General features: G+C 46.0%; 16 protein-coding genes. 7 read left to right on the top strand and 9 right to left on the bottom strand.

Going from position 1 to position 20701, the window contains the following annotated elements:
* Nucleotides 1-96: 96 nt before the first annotated feature.
* Nucleotides 97-1383 (top strand): aspartate kinase, encoded by a 1287-nt coding sequence (locus SEDOR53_RS0111490; protein WP_232214766.1) that lies wholly within the window; start codon nucleotides 97-99, stop codon nucleotides 1381-1383.
* 9 nt (nucleotides 1384-1392) lie between these two features.
* Here the strand turns inward: SEDOR53_RS0111490 and SEDOR53_RS0111485 are convergent, their stop codons facing one another.
* The 7 genes from SEDOR53_RS0111485 to thrS all read right to left on the bottom strand — a co-directional run bounded on the left by SEDOR53_RS0111485 (nucleotide 1393) and on the right by thrS (nucleotide 8486).
* Nucleotides 1393-2151 carry a murein L,D-transpeptidase family protein gene (locus SEDOR53_RS0111485; protein WP_051416610.1) on the bottom strand — a complete coding sequence of 253 codons (759 nt, stop codon included), beginning with the start codon at nucleotides 2149-2151 and terminating at the stop codon, nucleotides 1393-1395.
* Between the two features lie 118 nt (nucleotides 2152-2269).
* The gene (hppD, locus tag SEDOR53_RS0111480; protein WP_026769855.1) at nucleotides 2270-3400 is read right to left on the bottom strand and encodes a 4-hydroxyphenylpyruvate dioxygenase; all 1131 of its coding nucleotides are present in this window, start codon (nucleotides 3398-3400) and stop codon (nucleotides 2270-2272) included.
* Between the two features lie 177 nt (nucleotides 3401-3577).
* Complete coding sequence (locus SEDOR53_RS0111475; RefSeq protein WP_026769854.1) at nucleotides 3578-5008, bottom strand: decarboxylase; 1431 nt, start codon at nucleotides 5006-5008, stop codon at nucleotides 3578-3580.
* A gap of 143 nt (nucleotides 5009-5151) precedes the next feature.
* Nucleotides 5152-5496, bottom strand: coding sequence for a 50S ribosomal protein L20 (gene rplT, locus SEDOR53_RS0111470; RefSeq protein WP_026769853.1), 345 nt, complete (start codon nucleotides 5494-5496; stop codon nucleotides 5152-5154).
* 59 nt (nucleotides 5497-5555) lie between these two features.
* Nucleotides 5556-5756 carry a 50S ribosomal protein L35 gene (rpmI, locus tag SEDOR53_RS0111465; protein WP_026769852.1) on the bottom strand — a complete coding sequence of 67 codons (201 nt, stop codon included), beginning with the start codon at nucleotides 5754-5756 and terminating at the stop codon, nucleotides 5556-5558.
* A 163-nt stretch (nucleotides 5757-5919) separates the two neighbouring features.
* Nucleotides 5920-6492 (bottom strand): translation initiation factor IF-3, encoded by a 573-nt coding sequence (gene infC / locus SEDOR53_RS0111460; protein ID WP_026769851.1) that lies wholly within the window; start codon nucleotides 6490-6492, stop codon nucleotides 5920-5922.
* 56 nt (nucleotides 6493-6548) lie between these two features.
* Nucleotides 6549-8486 (bottom strand): threonine--tRNA ligase, encoded by a 1938-nt coding sequence (gene thrS, locus SEDOR53_RS0111455; protein ID WP_026769850.1) that lies wholly within the window; start codon nucleotides 8484-8486, stop codon nucleotides 6549-6551.
* 89 nt (nucleotides 8487-8575) lie between these two features.
* On the opposite strand from thrS, the gene SEDOR53_RS0111450 reads away from it, so the two are divergent.
* The gene (locus SEDOR53_RS0111450; RefSeq protein WP_026769849.1) at nucleotides 8576-9670 is read left to right on the top strand and encodes a hypothetical protein; all 1095 of its coding nucleotides are present in this window, start codon (nucleotides 8576-8578) and stop codon (nucleotides 9668-9670) included.
* A gap of 29 nt (nucleotides 9671-9699) precedes the next feature.
* Entirely contained in the window at nucleotides 9700-11628 is a 1929-nt protein-coding gene (locus SEDOR53_RS0111445; RefSeq protein ID WP_026769848.1) for an ABC-F family ATP-binding cassette domain-containing protein, read from the top strand.
* An 8-nt stretch (nucleotides 11629-11636) separates the two neighbouring features.
* Here SEDOR53_RS0111445 and SEDOR53_RS0111440 read toward each other — a convergent pair whose 3' ends face one another.
* Both SEDOR53_RS0111440 and SEDOR53_RS0111435 read right to left on the bottom strand, forming a co-directional pair.
* Nucleotides 11637-12344 (bottom strand): response regulator transcription factor, encoded by a 708-nt coding sequence (locus tag SEDOR53_RS0111440; protein WP_026769847.1) that lies wholly within the window; start codon nucleotides 12342-12344, stop codon nucleotides 11637-11639.
* Between the two features lie 2 nt (nucleotides 12345-12346).
* The gene (locus tag SEDOR53_RS0111435; RefSeq protein WP_026769846.1) at nucleotides 12347-13783 is read right to left on the bottom strand and encodes a sensor histidine kinase KdpD; all 1437 of its coding nucleotides are present in this window, start codon (nucleotides 13781-13783) and stop codon (nucleotides 12347-12349) included.
* A 177-nt stretch (nucleotides 13784-13960) separates the two neighbouring features.
* Here SEDOR53_RS0111435 and SEDOR53_RS0111430 point away from each other — a divergent pair, with 177 nt between their 5' ends.
* The 4 genes from SEDOR53_RS0111430 to SEDOR53_RS0111415 are packed head-to-tail and all read left to right on the top strand — an operon-like array spanning nucleotide 13961 to nucleotide 20694.
* Nucleotides 13961-16903, top strand: coding sequence for a SusC/RagA family TonB-linked outer membrane protein (locus tag SEDOR53_RS0111430; RefSeq protein ID WP_051416609.1), 2943 nt, complete (start codon nucleotides 13961-13963; stop codon nucleotides 16901-16903).
* A 51-nt stretch (nucleotides 16904-16954) separates the two neighbouring features.
* Nucleotides 16955-18592: a RagB/SusD family nutrient uptake outer membrane protein gene (locus SEDOR53_RS0111425; protein ID WP_051416608.1), complete on the top strand. Its 1638-nt coding sequence runs from the start codon at nucleotides 16955-16957 to the stop codon at nucleotides 18590-18592.
* Between the two features lie 26 nt (nucleotides 18593-18618).
* Nucleotides 18619-19332, top strand: a complete 714-nt coding sequence (locus tag SEDOR53_RS0111420; protein WP_051416761.1) for a DUF1080 domain-containing protein — start codon at nucleotides 18619-18621, stop codon at nucleotides 19330-19332.
* A 21-nt stretch (nucleotides 19333-19353) separates the two neighbouring features.
* Nucleotides 19354-20694: a Gfo/Idh/MocA family protein gene (locus SEDOR53_RS0111415; protein WP_026769842.1), complete on the top strand. Its 1341-nt coding sequence runs from the start codon at nucleotides 19354-19356 to the stop codon at nucleotides 20692-20694.
* The last annotated feature ends 7 nt before the right edge of the window (nucleotides 20695-20701 follow it).

The raw sequence follows: 20701 nt of genomic DNA, 5'->3' as shown, positions 1-20701 counted from the left end.
AAGATTCATTTTACAATGAACAGGCAACAAATGTACCAAAGAAGCAGGCTATGTAAATTTTAAGTTTATGAATAGGTGAAGGGTTATTTTTGTTGGATGAAAGGAATGAAAGTATTCAAATTTGGAGGTGCAAGTGTTAACAGCGTGGAGCGGATCCAAAACCTGGCTGCTATTGTCCGGTCGTTCAACGGCCAACCGCTTACCATTATTATTTCTGCTATGGGCAAAACCACTAATGCGTTGGAAAAAGTGGTGGAAGCTTTTTATGCCGGTAAAAAAGAAGAAGCGTTGCAATTGTTCGGTGTGGTGAAGAACCAACACCTCACTACCGCCAAATACCTGCTGGTTACGCATTACAATCCATGCCTGGCGCGACTGAACGATTTCTTCACAGAAATAGAATGGCTGCTGCATGATAAGCCGATCAGGGATTTCGATTATTATTACGACCAGGTGGTTTGTGTAGGTGAACTATTGAGCACCTGCATCATCAGCTATTTCCTCAACCAGGAAGGCATTGCCAATGAGTGGCTCGATGTACGCGACCTGCTCAGGACCGACGATAATTTCCGCGATGCAACCATCGATTGGCCGGTAAGCTCCGAACGAATCCTCTCTCACCTGACATCTAACAACCCACAACTAACAACTAACATCTTTATCACCCAGGGTTTCATCGGCGCTACGGCCGACAACGAAAGCACTACGCTGGGAAGGGAAGGAAGTGATTATACAGCTGCCGTTTTTGCCAACATCCTCGAAGCAGAAAGTGTTACGATCTGGAAAGATGTGGAAGGCGTGATGAATGCCGATCCCAAACAGTTTCCCGATGCTCAGCTGATACACGAACTGAGTTTCCGGGAAGTGATCGAAATGGCTTACTATGGCGCGCAAGTGATCCATCCAAAGACAATCAAACCCCTACAAAACAAAGATATTCCTTTGCTGGTCAAATGCTTCCTCGATCCCTCATTGCCCGGCACTACCATCCATAAAAAAAATGCCAAAGCACTGCCTCCTATCATTGTGGTAAAACAACAACAGGTATTGATGCAACTTAACAGCCAGGATTTCTCTTTTGTAGGTGAACAGCCCATGAGCCATCTCTATGCATGGATCAACCAGTCGCGCATCAAACCCAACCTGGTTCAAACAGGAGCTATTGGCGTGCAATTGTGTTTCGACAACCGAGCCGAACGGCTTGAACAACTCGCCAGCAAAGCCAGCAATGAATTCGATGTGCAACTGGAGAAAAACCTCACGCTGCTTACCATCAGGCATTATACGCGGGAAAAGTTTGAAGCGCTTACCAATGGAAAAGAAATACTATTGCAGCAACAATCAAAAGAAACCGTACAGGTACTTTACCGCGAACCACAATAAGGGAGCGCATCAAAGCATTTCATATTCACCCTTCCTGTTCACAGAAATGAGCGGTATTTTTTTATGCGTTTCGAAATAATCGAACACATCTTTCAGGTGCGTAGTAAAAGACTGGTATTCTTTATCTTCTTTGGATATCTTTTGCAAATATTCCCTGCTCTTTTCCACGTTGAAACGAACGGGAAAAATATGTACCGGAATGAAATCCTGTCCCAGGTTACGCGCATAAGATGCCAGCAGATACAACTCTTCTATCTGGCTGTTCTGAACAGGAATACAACCTACCGTAATACAACTGCCATGTATATAAATGCCACTGCCCGGTCTGGCGGAATCACTCAACAACTGGTCTGACATATTTGGGTAATTCAGTCCCAGCGACATGTGGTAAACACTCTTGGGATTGAACTGGTTGATATAATAAAACCCTTCAGGCACCTGGTAATCGCCTTCTATCCGCTTCGGTCCCAAAGAGCCCGACAAAGCGCAGATCTTATACGTCTTGAATAATTTGAAAGGTTCGTGTGAATTGTTACGCACCCACACTTCGAGCTGACTATCATACTTAAAACTGCGCATGTAAATCTGTCTCGCAGGCCAGGTAAGATGGGCTGCCTGGAATTGTTTTTTCAGTGTATCTTCTTTTTCCCTGATGGCGTTTATCACACGGGGATAACCACGTTGATTTTCCATGAACGAAGACTGGGCTGAGAGACCTAACACCATCATACTGCCGCACAAAGCAAGAACCAGGACTTTCATTTTCATAAGGTCGAAAATAAGAAATGATGCAAATTGAGCAGGTGCATTTTTAGTTAAAAATGCACCTCCCTCATAAAACGCGTCCTGGTTGCCTAAAATTGTGTGTTCAGATAGAACAAATAAATTATAAGTTACCCCGCATACCCTGTTCTCTTTCAATAGCTTCGAAAAGGGCTTTAAAATTACCCTTGCCAAAGCTCTTCGCACCCTTGCGCTGGATGATCTCAAAGAAAAGCGTAGGCCTGTCTTCCACCGGTTTGGTGAATATCTGCAAGAGATATCCTTCATTATCCCGATCAACAAGTATGCCCAGTTCTTTGAGCGGCGCCAGGTCTTCATCGATATGCCCTACCCTTTCCAGCAGATCATCATAATAACTCGTGGGCACATGCAGGAATTCCACACCCCGGTTCTGCAAGTCGGTGACCGTTTTCACAATATCGTTTGTAGCCAGGGCTACGTGCTGGCATCCTTCTCCATTATAAAAATCGAGGTATTCTTCTACCTGCGATTTCTTTTTGCCTTCTGCCGGTTCGTTGATGGGGAACTTCACAAAACCGTTACCATTACTCATCACTTTGCTCATGAGCGCAGAATATTCTGTTGAAATATCTTTATCGTCGAACGAAAGAATATTGCTGAAGCCCATCACCTCTTCATAAAATTTCACCCAGGGGTTCATCTGATTCCAACCTACATTGCCTACACAATGATCAACATACTGCAATCCTGTTTCCGCAGGATTATAGTGGCTTTCCCACTGTCGGTAGCCCGGCATAAAAACGCCCTGGTAATTTTTTCTTTCGATGAAAAGATGAATGGTATCTCCATAAGTGTGGATGCCGCTCATCACCAGCTCCCCATAAGCATCCGTAAGCTTAACAGGTTCGAGAAATGACCTGCCGCCACGCTGCGTGGTCTGTTCCCACGCGTCGGTAGCATTTTCTACGCGCAGCGCCAGCGCTTTCACCCCATCGCCATGTTTATATACATGATCGGCCATGGGGTTGTTGGTCCGGAGAGGTGTTGTAAAAACAAAAGTGAGTTTGTTCTGCCGCACAGCATAACTGGCGCGGTCTTTCACACCCGTTTCGGGGCCTGCATAGGCAAGGCTTTGAAACCCGAAAGCGGTCTTATAAAAATGGGCTGCCTGTTTGGCATTGCCCACATAAAATTCTACATAATCGGTTCCCTGCAATGGCAGAAAATCCGCTTGCCCGTTACGCACGGTTGCGCGTTCTGTAACTGTTGACATGGATAAAAGTATTGGAATGGGAAATGGGTACATGACCCTTGGCCACCGGCCAGGAGTCGGTCCTATAGCCGGTGCAGCCCATCCATTGCCAGTGCTTCCATGAGAAGGCAGTAGCAGAATCGCTTATCGCCGAAAACCTTATGAGGATAATCCGGGATCATGCATACAAAGTTAAGATTATCTCAGGTAACCCAGTATTTTCAACATACTCTGGGCACTCTGTTCCTTGGCATAGAGCCAGTCGATCAATTTTCCATTCTTATCGTATTCCACGATCACGTGTTTGGGCGAAGGAATAAGACAGTGCTTGATTCCGCCATACCCACTGATCTGATCCTGGTAAGCGCCTGTATGGAAGAACCCTACATACAATGGTTCTTTATTGGCCTGCTCGTCTGATGGTTCGGGTGAAGTGAGTTTAGGAAGGAACACTTCATTGATATGCTCTTCGGAATCGTAATAATCATGACTGTCGCAGGTAATACCTCCCAATACCACACGCTGGTATTCATTATCCCATTTGTTAACGGGCAGCATCAGGAATTTCTCTCCAATACCCCATGTATCGGGTAATGTGGTAATGAAGGAAGAATCGATCATGTACCAGCACTCGCGGTCGTTCTGGATTTTTTGTCCCAGTACACTGTAAATATGCGCCATGCTTTCTCCCACCGTGTAGCTGCCAAACTCTGTATAGATATTGGGCATGGGCACTTTGGCTTTCTTACAGGCTTTCTTGATATTGCTCACGATCTCATTGATCATGAACTGGTAATCGTATTCAAAGCCCAGTGAGTGTTTGATGGGGAAACCGCCACCGATGTTGATAGAATCCAACTCCGGACATATCTTCTTCAACTGGCAATACAGGTTGATGATCTTGTTCAGCTCCGACCAGTAATAGATATCATCTTTGATGCCTTTGTTGAGGAAAATGTGCAGCATTTTCAACTGGAACTTATCTTCATATCCTTCTATCTCATCTACATAAAATTCCAGAATGTCTTTGGCACGGATACCCAGGCGCGAGGTATAAAAAGGAAAGGTGGGCTCTTCTTCTGCAGCCACGCGGATACCCAGGCGGAACGGTTGTTTAACGCTTCTTTTATACGCAGTAAGCTCGTCTTTATTATCCAGGATGGGAATTACATTTTTAAAGCCCGAATTGATGAGCTTGGCAATACGCGATGTATACGATTTCTGCTTGTAGCCGTTACAAATGATAAAAGTTTCTTTGTTGATCTTCCTGCGCTCGTAAAGGCGGTTCACGATCTCGATATCGTAAGCGAAAGAAGTCTCCAGGTGTATATTGTGTTTGAGCGCTTCCTCCACCACAAAAGAAAAATGCGAACTCTTGGTACAATAACAATAAAAATAGTCGCCCTCGTATTTGTGTTTCTTGAACGCGTGGGCAAACATCTGCTTGGCCTTGTTGATTTGCATACCGATCTTGGGCAGGTAGGTCAGCTTCATGGGCGTGCCGTACTTTGCTATCAGTGCTTTGAGATCGAGCTCATTGAATTGCAGGTAACCATCGTCATTAACATCAAATCCATCTTGCGGGAAATGGAAGGTTTGGTTCACCAGCGAGGTGTAGCTATTGTTCATTGATGGGTAAGTAGTTAGACTGTGAACGGGATGTTGCTAATTTTAAAATTGCACAAAAATAATAGTTTGTTCAATTTTCTGCACAAAAAAACCGGGAAGCAGCGTTAGCCCGCCTCCCGGTTTATATAGCTGTTGTTATTCGCTTATTTTACAGAGTCAACCAGGGTTTTGAAGCTGGCAGGCTCATTCATGGCCAGGTCGGCCAATACTTTGCGGTTCAACTCAATACCTTTGGTGCTGAGTTTGTTGATAAACTGGCTGTAGGTCAGTCCTTCCGCCCTAACGGCTGCATTGATACGCGCGATCCACAACTGGCGGTATTCGCGCTTTTTCAATTTACGGCCTACATAACTGTAGGTCATACCTTTTTCTACAATATTCTTGGCTACGGTATACACATTTTTGCGCTTACCATAGAAGCCCTTGGCCTGTTTGAGGACTCTTTTCCTCCTTGCTCTTGATGCTACTGCATTTACGGAACGTGGCATGGTGTCTTTATTTTAAGTCCGGTTGTACCCGGACCGGTAATTTAAAATTAGTTTACTGATTAACCTTTCAAACGCAACAAACGTAAAACGAAGTCTTTGTTGGTATCTCCAACAACGCCTTTTTTGCGCAGGGCTCTTTTACGCTTTTTAGATTTTTTGGTAAGGATGTGACGTTTGAATGCTTTCTGGAAGGTGATCTCACCGCTGCCGGTCACCTTGAAGCGCTTCTTGGCGCTGGAGTTTGTTTTTACCTTTGGCATGTTAATAATCTGCTTAGATTATACCCTGCTGGCGGCTCCGTACAGACGGAACACTTGTTGAGCCATGTGGGAAATGGGTTGCAAAGGTAAGGTTTTATAACGAAAAATGGTTGCAGAAAGATTATTTTCCGCAACCATCCTATCTAATCAACTGATTATCAGCTTATTTTTTCTTTCCTGTTTTAGGAGTGAAGATGGCGAACATACGCTTGCCTTCCAGTTTGGGCATGCTTTCCAGTGCACCGGCCTCAGCCAGCCTTTCGGCGAATTTCAGTAGCAACAACTGCCCCCTGTCCTGGAACATGATGGCACGTCCCTTGAACTGTACATAGGCTTTTACTTTATTACCTTCTTTGAGGAATTTTTCTGCATGCTTGGCTTTGAAGTCGAAATCATGGTCATCGGTTCCAGGCGTAAAGCGGATTTCTTTTACCTCGCTCTGCTTGGAATTAGCCTTCATCTCTTTTTCCTTCTTCTTCTTCTCGTAAAGGAATTTTTTATAGTCGATTACCTTACAAACCGGAGGATCTGCTGTCGGAGATATTTCAACCAGGTCAAGCTCCTGATCTTTTGCAATCTTCAATGCTTCCTGGGTTGAATAAACACCCACAGTTACGTTATCTCCAACCAAACGCACCTGCGGTACCCGGATTCTCTCGTTGATACGATGTTCAGGCTCCGGTTGCCTGTTAAACCTGGGGTTGAATCTTCCGCCCCCTCTTGGTGGTAATGCCATTAAAACTTGTTTAGTGAATAATTCTGTTTTTTTGTTAAAGATATAGATATTGACGACTACTCGCCCGATTTACGTTCCCGAATTTCTATTGATACCAGGTCTATAAAGGCCTGCACATCAAAAACGCCCATATCGCCCTTACCCTGTCTGCGCACCGACAATTTCTGTTCATTGGCTTCTTTCTCCCCTACTACCAGCATATACGGCACTTTCATCAGTTCTGTATCGCGTATCTTCTTACCTATCTTTTCATTCCTGTCATCGATCTCTACCCTTACGCCTGCTTTTCCCAATTGATTTTTAACTGAAACCGCATAGTCCATGAACTTATCGCTGATAGGCAGGAGCTTCACCTGCAACGGCGCCAGCCATACAGGGAATTTGCCTGCATAATGTTCCAGCAGGAAGCCAATGAAACGCTCATGGGTTCCCAACGGCGCCCGGTGAATGACCAGGGGAATTTCGGGCTCGTTGTTCGTATTGGTGAACGATAATTTAAAACGGCGTGGTTGTGCGAAATCCACCTGGTTGGTAGCCAGGGTAAACTCTCTTCCAATAGCGCTCCATATCTGTACATCGATCTTAGGTCCGTAGAAAGCACCCTCACCCTTTACCTCTACATAAGGAACACCCGTTTCGATCAATACCTTACGAACCATTTCTTCGGTTTCTTTCCACAGCTCCGGCTCGTTCACATATTTCTCTCCCAGCTTCGCGGGGTCGTGCAGCGAAAGCCGCATCACATATTTCTCAATACCGAATATTTTGAAATACTTCAGGTACATATCATTCACCGCCTGGAACTCCTGCTTGAACTGCTCCTTGGAACAATAGATATGTGCATCGTTCATGTGCAGACAACGCACGCGCATCAGTCCGAACAATTCACCACTTTGCTCATAACGGTAACAGGTTCCATATTCAGCTATACGATACGGAAGATCGCGGTAGCTTTTGGGTTCGGCATCGAATATTTTGTGGTGATGCGGACAGTTCATCGCCTTGAGATAATAGCGCTCTCCTTCCAGTTCCATGGGCGGATACATGCTATCTGCATAATAAGGCAGGTGTCCGCTGGTGAGGTACAAATTCTCTTTGGCAATATGCGGTGTTACCACACGCTTATAGCCGGCTTCCGATTCTGTTTCCTTCGCCAGTTTCTCCAACTCTTCAATAATCACGGTACCATTGGGCATCCAAAGGATCAGCCCCTGGCCGATATCATCGTTCATCGTATAAATGCTCAGCTCTTTACCCAGCTTCCGGTGATCTCTTTTCTTCGCTTCTTCCAGCATCTGCAGGTATTCGTCGAGCTCTTTCTGGTTAGGGAAACTGATACCATACACACGGGTAAGCATCTTGTTCTTTTCATCACCCTTCCAGTAAGCGCCGGATACATTGGTAAGCTTTATTGCTTTGATGAAACCCGTGTTGGGTATATGCGGCCCGCGACAGAGATCGGTAAAATCGCCCTGTGTATAGAAAGTGATATTTCCATCTTCCAATCCTTGCAGGAGGTCGAGTTTGTATTCATCGCCCTTCTCTGTAAAATATTGAATGGCGTCTTTCTTGCTGATCTCTTTGCGGATATACTGGCTGCCCTTCTTGGCCAGCTCATTCATTTTCTGTTCCAGCTTTGCCAGGTCCTCTTCGCCCATTTGCCTGCCACCCAGGTCCATATCATAATAGAATCCCTTATCCAGCGCCGGGCCTACCCAGAATTTTACGCCGGGGTACAAAGCTTCCACTGCTTCAGCCAGGAGGTGAGCAGAAGAATGCCAGAATGTATTTTTTCCGTCGGCATCGTCCCAGGTCAGTAATTTCAACGACGCATCCTGGTAAATGGGTCGCGTAGCATCCCACACCTGTCCGTTCACACTCGCAGCCAGCACTTTCCTGGCCAGTCCTTCACTGATCGATTTGGCGATATCCAATGCCGAAACCCCTGCCTCATACTCCCGTACAGCGCCATCCGGAAAACTGATATTTATCATAAGGAATGCAAAAGTACAGGAAAGCGGTGAGTTTTCTTTTAACGCTTTATTATCAGCTTACACTATTTTGCCTTATTAGTTTTGTGGTAATGAGATGGATCTCTACGCTTTTATTTTTCCTGGTTTCTGGCTTTTCTGCTGACGCACAGCACCTGACCGGTATCTGGAGGGGGTATTTCACTTCCACTGGCAGTACGCTACGTGAATTCCAGCGGAAAGAGATGTACAAATACGAGATCCAGATAGAGCAGCTTCCCAATAATGCCGTTAAGGGTGTTACCTATTCTTATAAGACATCTGTGTTCTATGCCAAAACAGGTTTGCAGGGTATTTTCACCTACCAGTCAAAATCCCTGCTCCTCAAGGAAACCAAAATACTGGAGCTGAAGATCGACCAGGGCAGTGCACCCTGTCTCATGACCTGCTACCTCGACTACTCCAAAATAGGCAAGCTGGAAGTATTACAGGGTACGTTTATTTCAGAAAGCTCATCGAACAAATCAGATTGCGGCAGCGGTGAAGTGTACCTGGAGAAAGTAGCCACTTCAGACTTCACCAAAGAGGATTTTCTGCTGAAGAAAAAACCAGAAGCGCCCAAAGCGCATGTCCCGCTTGCAAAATCCAAGACCAACCCAACCCACCCGCCTGCTGTTAAAAAACCCGGCGCTACCGTGCAGCAGTCGAAACCGGCCAGTCCTAAATCAGCTGCGCCCATCAAACCCATCGAGCATGCCGATAACGCCATTGCACACAGTTGGAAAGCTGATACGGGCATCCATCACCCGCGTGAACTCATCGCCAACAAAACACCGGTTCCGCGTGTATTACTGGAGCGTGAGAACAAATTGGTGAAAACATTGTATTGCGGTGATGAAGAGATCAGGATCGACCTGTACGACAATGGCACCATTGACAACGATACCATTTCTCTTTACCACAACAATAAACTGGTAGTGAGCAATGGCAGGTTGAGTTATTCGGCCATCACATATAAAACAAAATGCAATGCCACCGATAACCGCCACGAATTTGTGATCGTGGCAGAAAACCTGGGCGATATCCCTCCCAATACAGCCCTGATGGTGGTTACCATGGGCAAATCTCAGAAGCGTTACGAGATATTCCTCACCTCAACCGAACAACGAAATGCAAAGGTTGTGGTGGAATACAGGCCACAGCATTAACTTTGCCCCCTCAAAATACCGTATAAACAATGCTGATAGGCTTTCAGAACCTCACTTTCGAATTTGGAGCACGTATAATTGTAGAAGATGCCACCTGGCATATACAGCCGGGCGACCGCATTGGCCTGATCGGCTATAATGGCACGGGTAAATCTACCCTGCTCAAATTATTAGTGGGAGAATATACTCCTTCAAAAGGCAATGTAGAAAAAGGAAAAGATACCACCATCGGATACCTGCACCAGGACCTGTTGAGTTTCGATACCAACGATTCCATCACAGAAGTGGCCCTGGGCGCTTTTGAAAGAGTAAGGCAACTCGAAAAAGAGATCGAGACATTGGGACATGAACTGGAAAAAGATCCGGAGAATGAAACACTATTATTGAAATATACCGATAGCCTGCACGAGATGGACGTGTTGGATGGATATAATATTCATCATAAAGCAGAAGAAGTACTGCACGGATTGGGATTCGGCAATGAAGACCTGGTAAGGCCTTACAAGGAATTCAGCGGAGGATGGCGTATGCGCGTACTGCTGGCCAAGATGATCCTGCAGCAGCCCGATGTGCTCTTACTCGATGAACCTACCAACCACCTCGACCTCCCTTCTATCGAATGGCTGGAGAAATATTTGCTGCATTATCAGGGCAGCGTGGTGATCGTGAGCCACGATAAAATTTTCCTCAACCGGATGGTGAACAAAATCGTGGAGCTCTACCAGCGCCAACTGCATATTTATAGCGGCGATTATGATTTCTATGAGCAGGAGAAAACCATCCGCATAGAAATGCAGCAAAAGGCATTTGAAAACCAGCAGGACTATATCAGGCAGCAGGAACGATTCATTGAACGATTCAAGGCAAAAGCCAGTAAGGCCGCGCAGGCACAGAGTGTGCAAAAGCGACTGGACAAACTGGAAAAAATTGAGGACGTTCAATTGGAACGTCCCGATCTGCGCATCAATTTCCAGTTGGAGAAAGTGCCTGGTAAAATATTAGTCACCCTCAAAGATGTAAGTAAAAGCTTTGGCAAGCTGAACATTGTATCGCATACCGGTGCCGAAATAGACAGGGGCGATAAGATTGCCCTGATCGGCGCTAACGGAAAGGGTAAGTCTACTGTATTACGCATGATTGCAGGCACGGAACCATTTACCGGTGAACGCGTATGGGGACATAACGTGGAAGAAAGTTTTTATGCACAGCACCAACTGGAAGCCCTTACCCTCGGCAATAATATCCTCGAAGAATTACAGCAGTGTGGCAGTCAAAAAACAGATATGGAACTGCGCAGCCTGCTCGGCGCTTTTCTTTTCGGCGGCGACGATGTAGAGAAAAAAATCAAAGTATTGAGCGGTGGCGAGAAAGCGCGTGTAGCGCTCGCTAAAACCATTGTGAGCAAAGCCAATTTCCTGATCCTCGACGAACCTACCAACCACCTCGATATGCATTCTGTTGAATTGCTGGCAGAGGCTTTGAATAAATACGAAGGCAGTTACATACTGGTGAGCCACGACCGTTATTTCATTTCTAAAACCGCCAACAAGATCTGGGAGATCGTAGACCACGAGATCAAAGAATTCAAAGGCGGATACGACGAATGGGTGGCCTGGAATGAAAGGATGGCCAAGAAAAAACAAGAGCAGGAACCACCCAAAGCGGTTGAGCAGCCTGTAGTTATTGCACAAACGCCTGCCAAGCCTTCGCCCGACAGGGAACAACAAAAAGAATTACAAAAACAGCAGCGAAAACTCAGTAACCTGGAATCGGCACTGAATAAGGCCAAGGAAGACAAACAGAAACTGGAAGAAGCCCTGGGCAATCCTGCCAATTATACCGACCATCAAAAGTTCCTGGCGTTGGAAACAGAGTACAAAAAGACGACGGCGCATTTCGAATCGTTGAACAAAGAATACGAAGCTCTTTTTGAAAAATTACTGGATATGGAGGCGTAAGCAGCTGCTTACCCTTTTGGCGGCATGGTATTGAATACAAAGCCTACACCGTATATATTGGTAATGCTCACCAGGTCGCTGGACCCCAGGTATTTTCTCAACCTGGAAATAAATACATCCAGGCTCCTGCCCAGGAAATAATCGTTCTCGCCCCAGAGTTGGGTCAATATTTCTTCACGCTTGATGATACGGTCGGCGTTTTTAAATAAATAATCCAGCAATTCCGATTCACGTTCGGTGAGGATGATCTCTTTTTCATTTCCCACTATTAGTTTCATCTGGTCTTTGTGAAACCGGGTATTCCCAATAGCAATAACAGCATGAGGCGGTGTTGTATTTCCCGGATATTTTCGTTTCAGGATATTCCTGATCCGTAACACCATTTCTTCAATATCAAATGGCTTTACGATGTAATCATCGGCGCCGATCTTGAGTCCGTGCAGCCGGTCTGATTTCTCGTTCCTCGCCGTTAAAAAAAGAAAGGGCACGTCTTTTCTTGTATGGGTAACCAACTCTGCCAGTTCAAATCCATCCATACCAGGTAAGCCCACATCAATCAGCAACAAGTCATGGTTATCGGTTGCTGTCCTGAATAAGGAATAGGCTTCGCTGCCGTTCTTACACCAATCAACATGAAAGTCCATTACTTCCAGGTACTGCTTCACCACATTGCCCAGATCGGTTTCATCTTCCACTAATAATATCCTCGGCTTCATGTTCACTTGTTTGAATGAGGGATGGTAATGATGAACTGGCTGCCTTTAGACGGCTTGCTGTCCACCCGGATACTCCATCCGTGTGCGTCGATGATCTTTTTTACATAATAAAGTCCAAGTCCCAATCCCTTGCTCTGCATTTTATATTGATCGGGGGCCCGGTAAAACTTTTCGAAAACGTGTTTAATATCCTCGCTGCTGATGCCTACTCCATTATCCTGGATCAGCACCTGAAGATCTCCGTGTCGGTCTGCACGAGTGGTAACGGCGAGCTTTTTAATTTCATTGGAATTATACTTCACCGCATTATCAAAAATATTGAGCAGCATGGTGGTGAAATGAAATTTATCAAACCTTACCAGGTCCTTATCGGTCTCTTTGTGAAATACCAGTTCTATATTGGTATCCATTAATTTCAACCGGTAATCCAGCAACAATTCATCCAGCAGGTCATTCAGCCGGTATTCTTTTTCATCCAGTGCGATCCTGTTGGTGGAAGCAATGTCCAGCACTTCGTCGATCAAAATTTTCAGGCGCTCCGATTGCCGCTGGATCACATCGGTCAGCGGCTGTATGTTTTCTTTTCTTTCCAGGATACGGCCATTCTGCAGGTTTTTGTTGGCTACAATAATTGTGGCCAGTGGGGTATGTAATTCGTGCGTAATATTATTGATGAAATCAGATTTCATTTCGGAAAGCTTTTTCTGCTTTACCCAATTGCGGAAAGTGACAAAAAACAAGGTTATCACAATTAAAATGGAGAGCAGTGAAAGTGAAAAGGTCATACTCATTTGCCGGAGAATGGCAGATTGCCGGTTATATGGTTCCACATGCAGCTCAAAGTTGATACGGTAAGCATAGCCTTGTGTTCCCCTGATGGAGAAACCATTGACCTTGTTCTGTTCCGACACTTTTCTCAAATTGCCCCCAATACGTACGCCGGCTTCTTCCTGCATGGCAGAATCGATCAGTGGGTAGCGCTTGCGCTTATCGTAAATGGGAATATATGAGTCGTTATCGAAATTCACCGACAGCGATTCTACGATCAATGCATAATCGAGCGAATCTGTCACTTTCTTTTCCTGTTTGAATTTATTCAGAAAGCGCCTGATAGATTCTTTTTGTCGCAATTCGTGAAAAATACTGTCCGCAAACACTTGCTTATAGGTTTCGAACGCGGGGTCACCACTTTTGTATAACGCATGCAAGGAGTTCAAATGTCTGCTCAGGAAACCATCAATGATCTCAGACCCTCCGGGAAACAGTTTGTCGTTTTTGATAGAACGCGAATAGCTTTCTTTCATAGCTATACGCTCGGAAAAATAAAAACGATCATTGGTTAGTTCATAGGTATTGCGTACCAGGATGAACTGCACCGTTGCCAGTAAAAGAAAACAGATGATCGATATTCCTATATATGTTGCCAGGGAACGCTTCATAAGGCCGGTACCGTTAAGAACATAAAAGAAATGAATTTTCAAGAAAAAAAGCGCCGTTTAATTTCCATTAACAATTCATTCGTTATCTGTTGACAAGTTCAAAAAATGACCGGGTCTAATTTGGGCCGACGATTCCTGCTTAACCGGCTCAAACTAGTCAACCAATTACCCCGGCATATGAAAAGAAGAACTACATGCTACATCCATTTCTGCTTTCCGGCACTATTTGTGCTACTGCTGGCAGCCCTTCCGGCGCTGGCTCAGAACAAAACGGTCACAGGTAAAGTGACCGACGCAAAAGATAACAGGGCACTCGAAGCCGTCACTGTTATTGTTAAAGACTCGAAGCTGGCCACACAGACCAGGTCAGACGGCAGCTTCAGTATCAGCGTCCCTGCCAATACCAAATACCTGAACTTTTCGGCCATTGGCTATGAAACACAACAGGTGCAACTGGGCGCTTCGCTTACATTGGCTATCGCAATGGTGCAGACCGAGAAATCCATCGAAGACGTGGTGGTGATCGGTTATGGCGTAACCCGTAAAACAGACGTTACCAGCGCCATCACCAGTGTCAAAGAAAAAGATTTCAACAAAGGCGCTGTGATCTCGCCCATGTCTCTCGTGCAGGGAAAGGTACCGGGCCTGGTAATCGTTAACAGCAACGGCACCGATCCGAACGGACAATCCTCCATGCAGTTGCGTGGTGTATCTACACTGAAAGGCAGCACTTCTCCTTTCGTGGTGATCGATGGTGTACCGGGTGGCAACCTCAACAACCTCTCACCCGAAGACGTAGAATCGATCGACGTGCTCCGCGATGGTTCGGCAGCCGCCATTTATGGAACCAGGGGAAGCAATGGCGTGATCATTGTAACCACCAAACGCGCCAAAAGCGGCACTGCTTCTTTCAATTACGACAGCTATGTTTACACCGATATTCCCAAAAAATTTCCGGCAGTGTTAACAGCCGAACAATACAGGGCTTATGCCGACGTATATAAACGCACCAACCCCACATTTGTACTAAATGATGGAGGTGCCAGCACCGACTGGTTCAAAGCATTGTCCAAGACACCAGTGAGCCAGGTGCATAATTTTTCTGTCTCTTCCGGTACCGATAAATCTTCCATCCGTGCAGCCGTATCGATTCGTAACCTCGATGGTATTGCCATCAGTACCTGGCGCAAGATCGTGAACACCCGATTGAGCTTTACCCAAAAAGCGCTGGATAACAAACTCTCCATCCAGGGTAATATCGCCACTTCTTTTCTCAATTACCTCAGCAGCGATAATACCATTTATGGTGATGCGATGGACCGCAATCCTACTTTCCCCGTATTCAATACGGATGGTTCTTATTTCGAAGATCCACTCGACAGCAAAGGCAATCCCTATGCGCGTCGTATGCAAACCGAAGATGGCGAAAGGATCAAACACATCAACGGAAGCGTGAAAGCAACCCTGGATCTCATGCCCAATCTCAAAGCGTCCGGCTTCTTTGCTTTCCAGCGCAGGGATGTTATTTCATACTATTATCAGTCGCGCGACGCTTTCTTGAGCCGTATCAACGGTCAGAATGGTAATGCAAGTCGCAGCACTTCTTTCAGTTATGACCGCACTTTCGAATACACACTGGATTATAACAAACGATTTGGCAAACACAGCCTGAGTGCCCTGGCCGGTTACAGTTACCAGGATTTCATGAGCGAAGATTTCAATGCCTCTAACAGGAACTTTCTAACAGATGCATTCAGTTATAACAACCTCGGTGCAGGCCAGGCTTTTGCAGCAGGTACAGCTGGTGCCGGTCTCGGAAGCGGAAAAAGCTCCAGCACCCTCATCGCTTTCTTTGGCCGCGCGATTTACAATTACAATGAAAAATATTTGCTGACAGCTTCCTTACGAAGGGAAGGCTCCTCCAAATTTGGCATCAACCACAAATGGGGATTATTCCCCGCTGTAAGCCTTGGATGGCGCATCAGCAAGGAATCTTTCATGCCGGAAAAAGGATTGTTCGAAGACTTGAAATTGCGCCTCGGTTATGGTGTTACCGGTAACCAGGAAGGTATCGGTGCTTACAATTCACTGGCTACGCTGAGTACAGGCGCTTCCTTTTTGTGGGACAACACCTTCGTTCCAACTTATGGCGCCAGTCGTAATCCCAATCCCGATCTGCGCTGGGAAAAGAAAACAGAATATAACCTGGGTATCGACTTCGCACTACGCGGCGGAAAAGTGAGTGGTAGCATCGATATCTATAGTCGCGAAACTTCCGATCTGCTCCTCGACGCTACTGCGCCCGTGCCTTCCCTCATACACCAGACCATTTTGGTAAACCTGGGTAAGATGCGAAACAGGGGTGTGGAACTGGCTTTGAACCTCAAGCTGATTGAGAACAAGAAGTTCAGCTGGACAAACAGCCTTACCTTCTCTTATAACGACAATCTCCTGCAATCGGTAACTTATGGAGCTTCCACCAGTGCGCCGGTAGATCATTACAGCCTGCCGCAAAACATGGGGTCTGCTTTCAGAAGAGAAGTGGGTCAGCCTATCGGTAATTTCTATGGCAAAGTCTTTAAAGACTTCGACGTACAAAATAACAAGTGGATATTCTACACACAGGCCGAAGACCCTGCATTGGACGCACAGAATAAAAAGATCATCGGCAACGGTATGCCCAAAATGTTCGCAGGCATGTCGAACAATCTTTCTTATGGCCGTTTTGACATGACCGTATTCCTGCGCGGCACCTTCATGTTCGACCTGCTGAACATCATGGACCTCGTATATACCAACAGGGCCCGTTATTCCAACAATTTCCTGCAGAAAGGATTGGACATTCCCATTTCCTCTTATGCTTATTCTAACTACTTTATTGAAAAAGGAGATTTCGTAAAACTGGATAACCTCACAATGGGCTATACCATCAACACAGGCAAGATCAAATACCTGAAAAAAGCAAGGGTATATGCATCGGGACAAAACCTGCTCACATTCACCAAGTTTTCGGGAAGAGACCCGGATATACAGGTGAATGGATTGGAACCCGGTCTGGCGATGATGAATTTCTATCCGAGAGCCACCACGCTGACCCTGGGTATCAGTCTCGGTTTTTAATGTAGCCAGGCTTTATGACATCAACCATTATTCAGATCACAATCGTTCATTATGAAAAAAATATTTTCCAATAAAAGAAACCGCTACCTCATTATGGCATCGGTCTTCATAGGCTGCCTGTGCTCTTCTCTCTCCTGCACCAAGCTCGATGAAACCGTTTACAGCAGCATCACGGCAGGCTCTTTCTTCAAAACCAGAGAAGAAGTGATTGCAAATTATATCCGTCCATTTTCGCATATCGTGGGCAGTTATGAATACCGTATCTGGCATTTGAATACCCTCACTACCGATGAAACTTCTATGCCATACAAAGACGGCACCCCTCCTGCCGACGGCGGCGACCAGATCGTAGGGCTGCACTGGCATACCTGGACCAAAGACGACAGCGAAATCAAAAATACCTTCGATGCCTTGTACAGAGGCGTGGGTTATACAAACGCTACGATCGAAAACATGGAGGGAGTTGATTTCGATAAATTGCGCGTTGGGCTGGATAAGCAATCGGTACTGGCCGAGTTGAAGATCTATCGCGCCTGGTATTATTTTATGATCATGGACATGTTCGGCAATATTCCTATTGTGGAGAAAGTTGGCGAGCCCTTATATCCACCTACCTCAGAGCGGAAAGATGTTTTTGCCTATGTTGAAAAACAGATACTGGATAATATGGACAAGCTGGCAGACAAAGGCGCTCCCAATACTTACGGGCATGTAACCAAAGCCGCAGCCTGGGCTTTGCTGGCCAAGTTGTACCTCAATGCAGAAATTTATACAGGCAAGCTTACAGCAAACGGTTTACAGCCCGGCACTGCGCGTTGGGACGATTGCATCAAGTATTGCGATAAAGTGTTGAATTATACCGGCGGCGGCGGTTACCAACTCGATGCAAACTGGAACGATCCGTTCAAGATCAAAAATGAATTGTCAAAAGAAAATATTTTTGTGGTGGTATATGATACTACATATGCAACGGAAATGCGTTGGAACTATAAAAACCTGCATCCCGAACACCAGAAGACTTACGGTTTTGGCTTCGCTCCTGTTAATCGCGCTATGACACATAATAATTTCTATAAACTGTTTGGCAATACCGATAAACGCCAGCAGCAGTGGCTGGTAGGGCCGCAGTTTGCAGCAGACGGTGTAACTCCACTGAAATGCCTCACGGGTGCACAGAAGGGCAAGCCGCTTGTACTGGACCCTTTGTTTGTAAACGCGCCCGGCGACACGGCCACTATGCTTACCGCCAAAGAATTTCATGGTGCCCGGAATATCAAATATGAGTTGCAGAAAGGAAGCAAGATCAGCCAGATGAGCAACGATGCACCTGTATTCCGCCTTGCAGATATTTATTTGATGAAAGCAGAAGCCCTGATGCGCAAAAACGGCGGCGCGGCCAATGCCGAAGCCGTGAACATGGTCAATACCGTGCGCGCACGTTGTTTTTCTACCACCGATCCGTTGGCCAAATACACCACATCTACCTTAACGCTCGACGAATTACTCAACGAGCGTGCCCGTGAATTTGCATGGGAAGGTTGGCGCAGGAATGATTTGATCCGTTTCAATAAATTTACATCGGGAACCTGGTGGGATAAGAAACCATCCGAAGCATGGCGTATCGTATTCCCAATACCTAGTGTTTCTATCAGTATCAATCCTAACCTCAAACAAAATCCTGGTTATTAATGCAACACGATTCATATTTTATTTTTATGACAAACAAAACAAAGTTTTATTGCCTGGTATTCATTTCCTGTTTCGTTACTGCAACTGTGTTTGCACAGGTTCCCCGGTTAACGAAAAAAGAACAACGCCAGGGTTGGCAATTATTATTTGATGGCACCAGTTCCAAAGGATGGCAAAAAGCCAATGGGCAACCCTTTCCTCAAAAAGGATGGGTAATGAATGATGGGGTATTGAGTACAGATACTACTGCCGGAAAAGGAAGAGGCGGCGATATCGTAACAGAAGAATTGTTTACTAACTTTGAATTGATCCTGGAATTTAAAATAGTACCTGGTTCCAACAGCGGTATCAAGTACTTTTTATTACCGAAAAGTTCTTTGGGATGTGAATTCCAGATCCTGGACGATGAACGCCACCCCGATGCCAAACTGGGCATCAATGGCAATCGCAAACAGGGAGGTTTGTACGACCTGATCGCACCCGACGCAAATAAGCAAGACATGCCGGTGGGAGAATGGAACCAGGCCCGCATTATTGTGAAAGGCAATCATGTGGAGCACTGGCTCAACGGAAAGAAGACGGTGGAATACGAGCGTGGCAGTGAGTCGTTCAAAAAACTGGTGGCCGGCAGCAAGTATAAAAACATCAAAGGTTTCAGTGAACCTACCCAATCTCCCATCCTCTTACAGGATCACGGAGATATGGTATCATTCAGGAATATCAAAATCAGAAAATTATAAACATTTTAAACAACGCCATTCATGAAAAAATCGAGAAGAACATTCATCAGGGATATGGGTATGGGCTCTGCAGGGATCGCCATTGGCGGCCTGGGGCTTGGATTTACCTCTAAGAGTTATGCCAACATCGTTGGCTCTAATGAGCGGTTACGGGTAGCTGTTATAGGCACCAATGGCCGTGGCCTCGCGCATATCGGCGCCTTCAGCAAGGTGAAGAATACAGAAGTTGCCTTTCTGTGCGATGTAGACGATAAGGCCCTGAACAAAGGATTAGATTTTGCAGAGAAAAAAATAGGTAAGCGCCCAGCTTCTACCAAAGATCTCCGCACGCTGTTGAGCAATAAGGACATCGATGCCCTCTCCATTGCCATGCCCGACCACTGGCACGCACCGGCCACTATTCTCGGCTGCCAGGCGGGTAAACACGTATATGTAGAAAAGCCCCTCAGCCATAACCCTCATGAAGGCGAGCTGGCCGTACAGGCAGCAAGAAAATACAAACGCGTAGTACAGATGGGCAGCCAGCGTCGCTCATGGCCTGTGCTTACAGAAGGTATCACAGCATTACACGGTGGCGTGATTGGCAAAGTACACATGGCCAAAGCCTGGTACACCAATAACCGCGGCAGCATTGGTATCGGGAAAACAGCACCTGTACCAGCCGGACTGGATTATGAATTATGGCAAGGCCCCGCTCCGCGCAGACCTTTCCGTGATAACCTGATCCATTACAACTGGCACTGGTTCTGGCATTGGGGTACCGGTGAAGCGCTGAACAACGGTACGCATGAAATTGATGTGATCAGGTGGGGACTCGGCGTAGACTATCCCCTACGCGTGAACTCTGTAGGCGGCAGGTATTATTTCAAAGACGACTGGGAAACACCCGATACACAGATCATTACCTTCGATTGCCCCGGTGAAACATCTGTAATATGGGAAGGGCGCAGTTGCAACAGCCGCCTGGTAGAAGGCGAAGACCGCGGCGTAATTTTTTATGGCGAAGGTGGCAGCATGAGCACAGGAGGCAACAGCTACATCATATATGATAAAAAGAATAAAGTTGTCAAAGAAGTAAAATCCAACATCGAGATCGATGGACGTAATACGTTGAGTCCAAGTGAAGGCCTCGACGTGGTGCATTTTGCAAACTTTGTTGATGCTATCCGCGATAATAAATTGCCCAATGCCGATGTGGAAACCGGTTATAAGAGTACTTTATGGGTACAATTGGGTAATATTGCTCAACGGGTGGGATATACTTTGAATATCGACCAGCACAATGGCCATATCTTAGACAATCCAAAAGCATCCAAACTCTGGAGAAGAGAGTATGAAAAAGGATGGGAACCCAAAATTTGATTTGTCA

Source organism: Asinibacterium sp. OR53 (genome assembly GCF_000515315.1).
Classification (GTDB): Bacteria; Bacteroidota; Bacteroidia; order Chitinophagales; family Chitinophagaceae; genus Sediminibacterium.
Note: the sequence above shows the minus strand (reverse complement) of the source record. Positions and strands in the feature narration are given on the sequence as shown.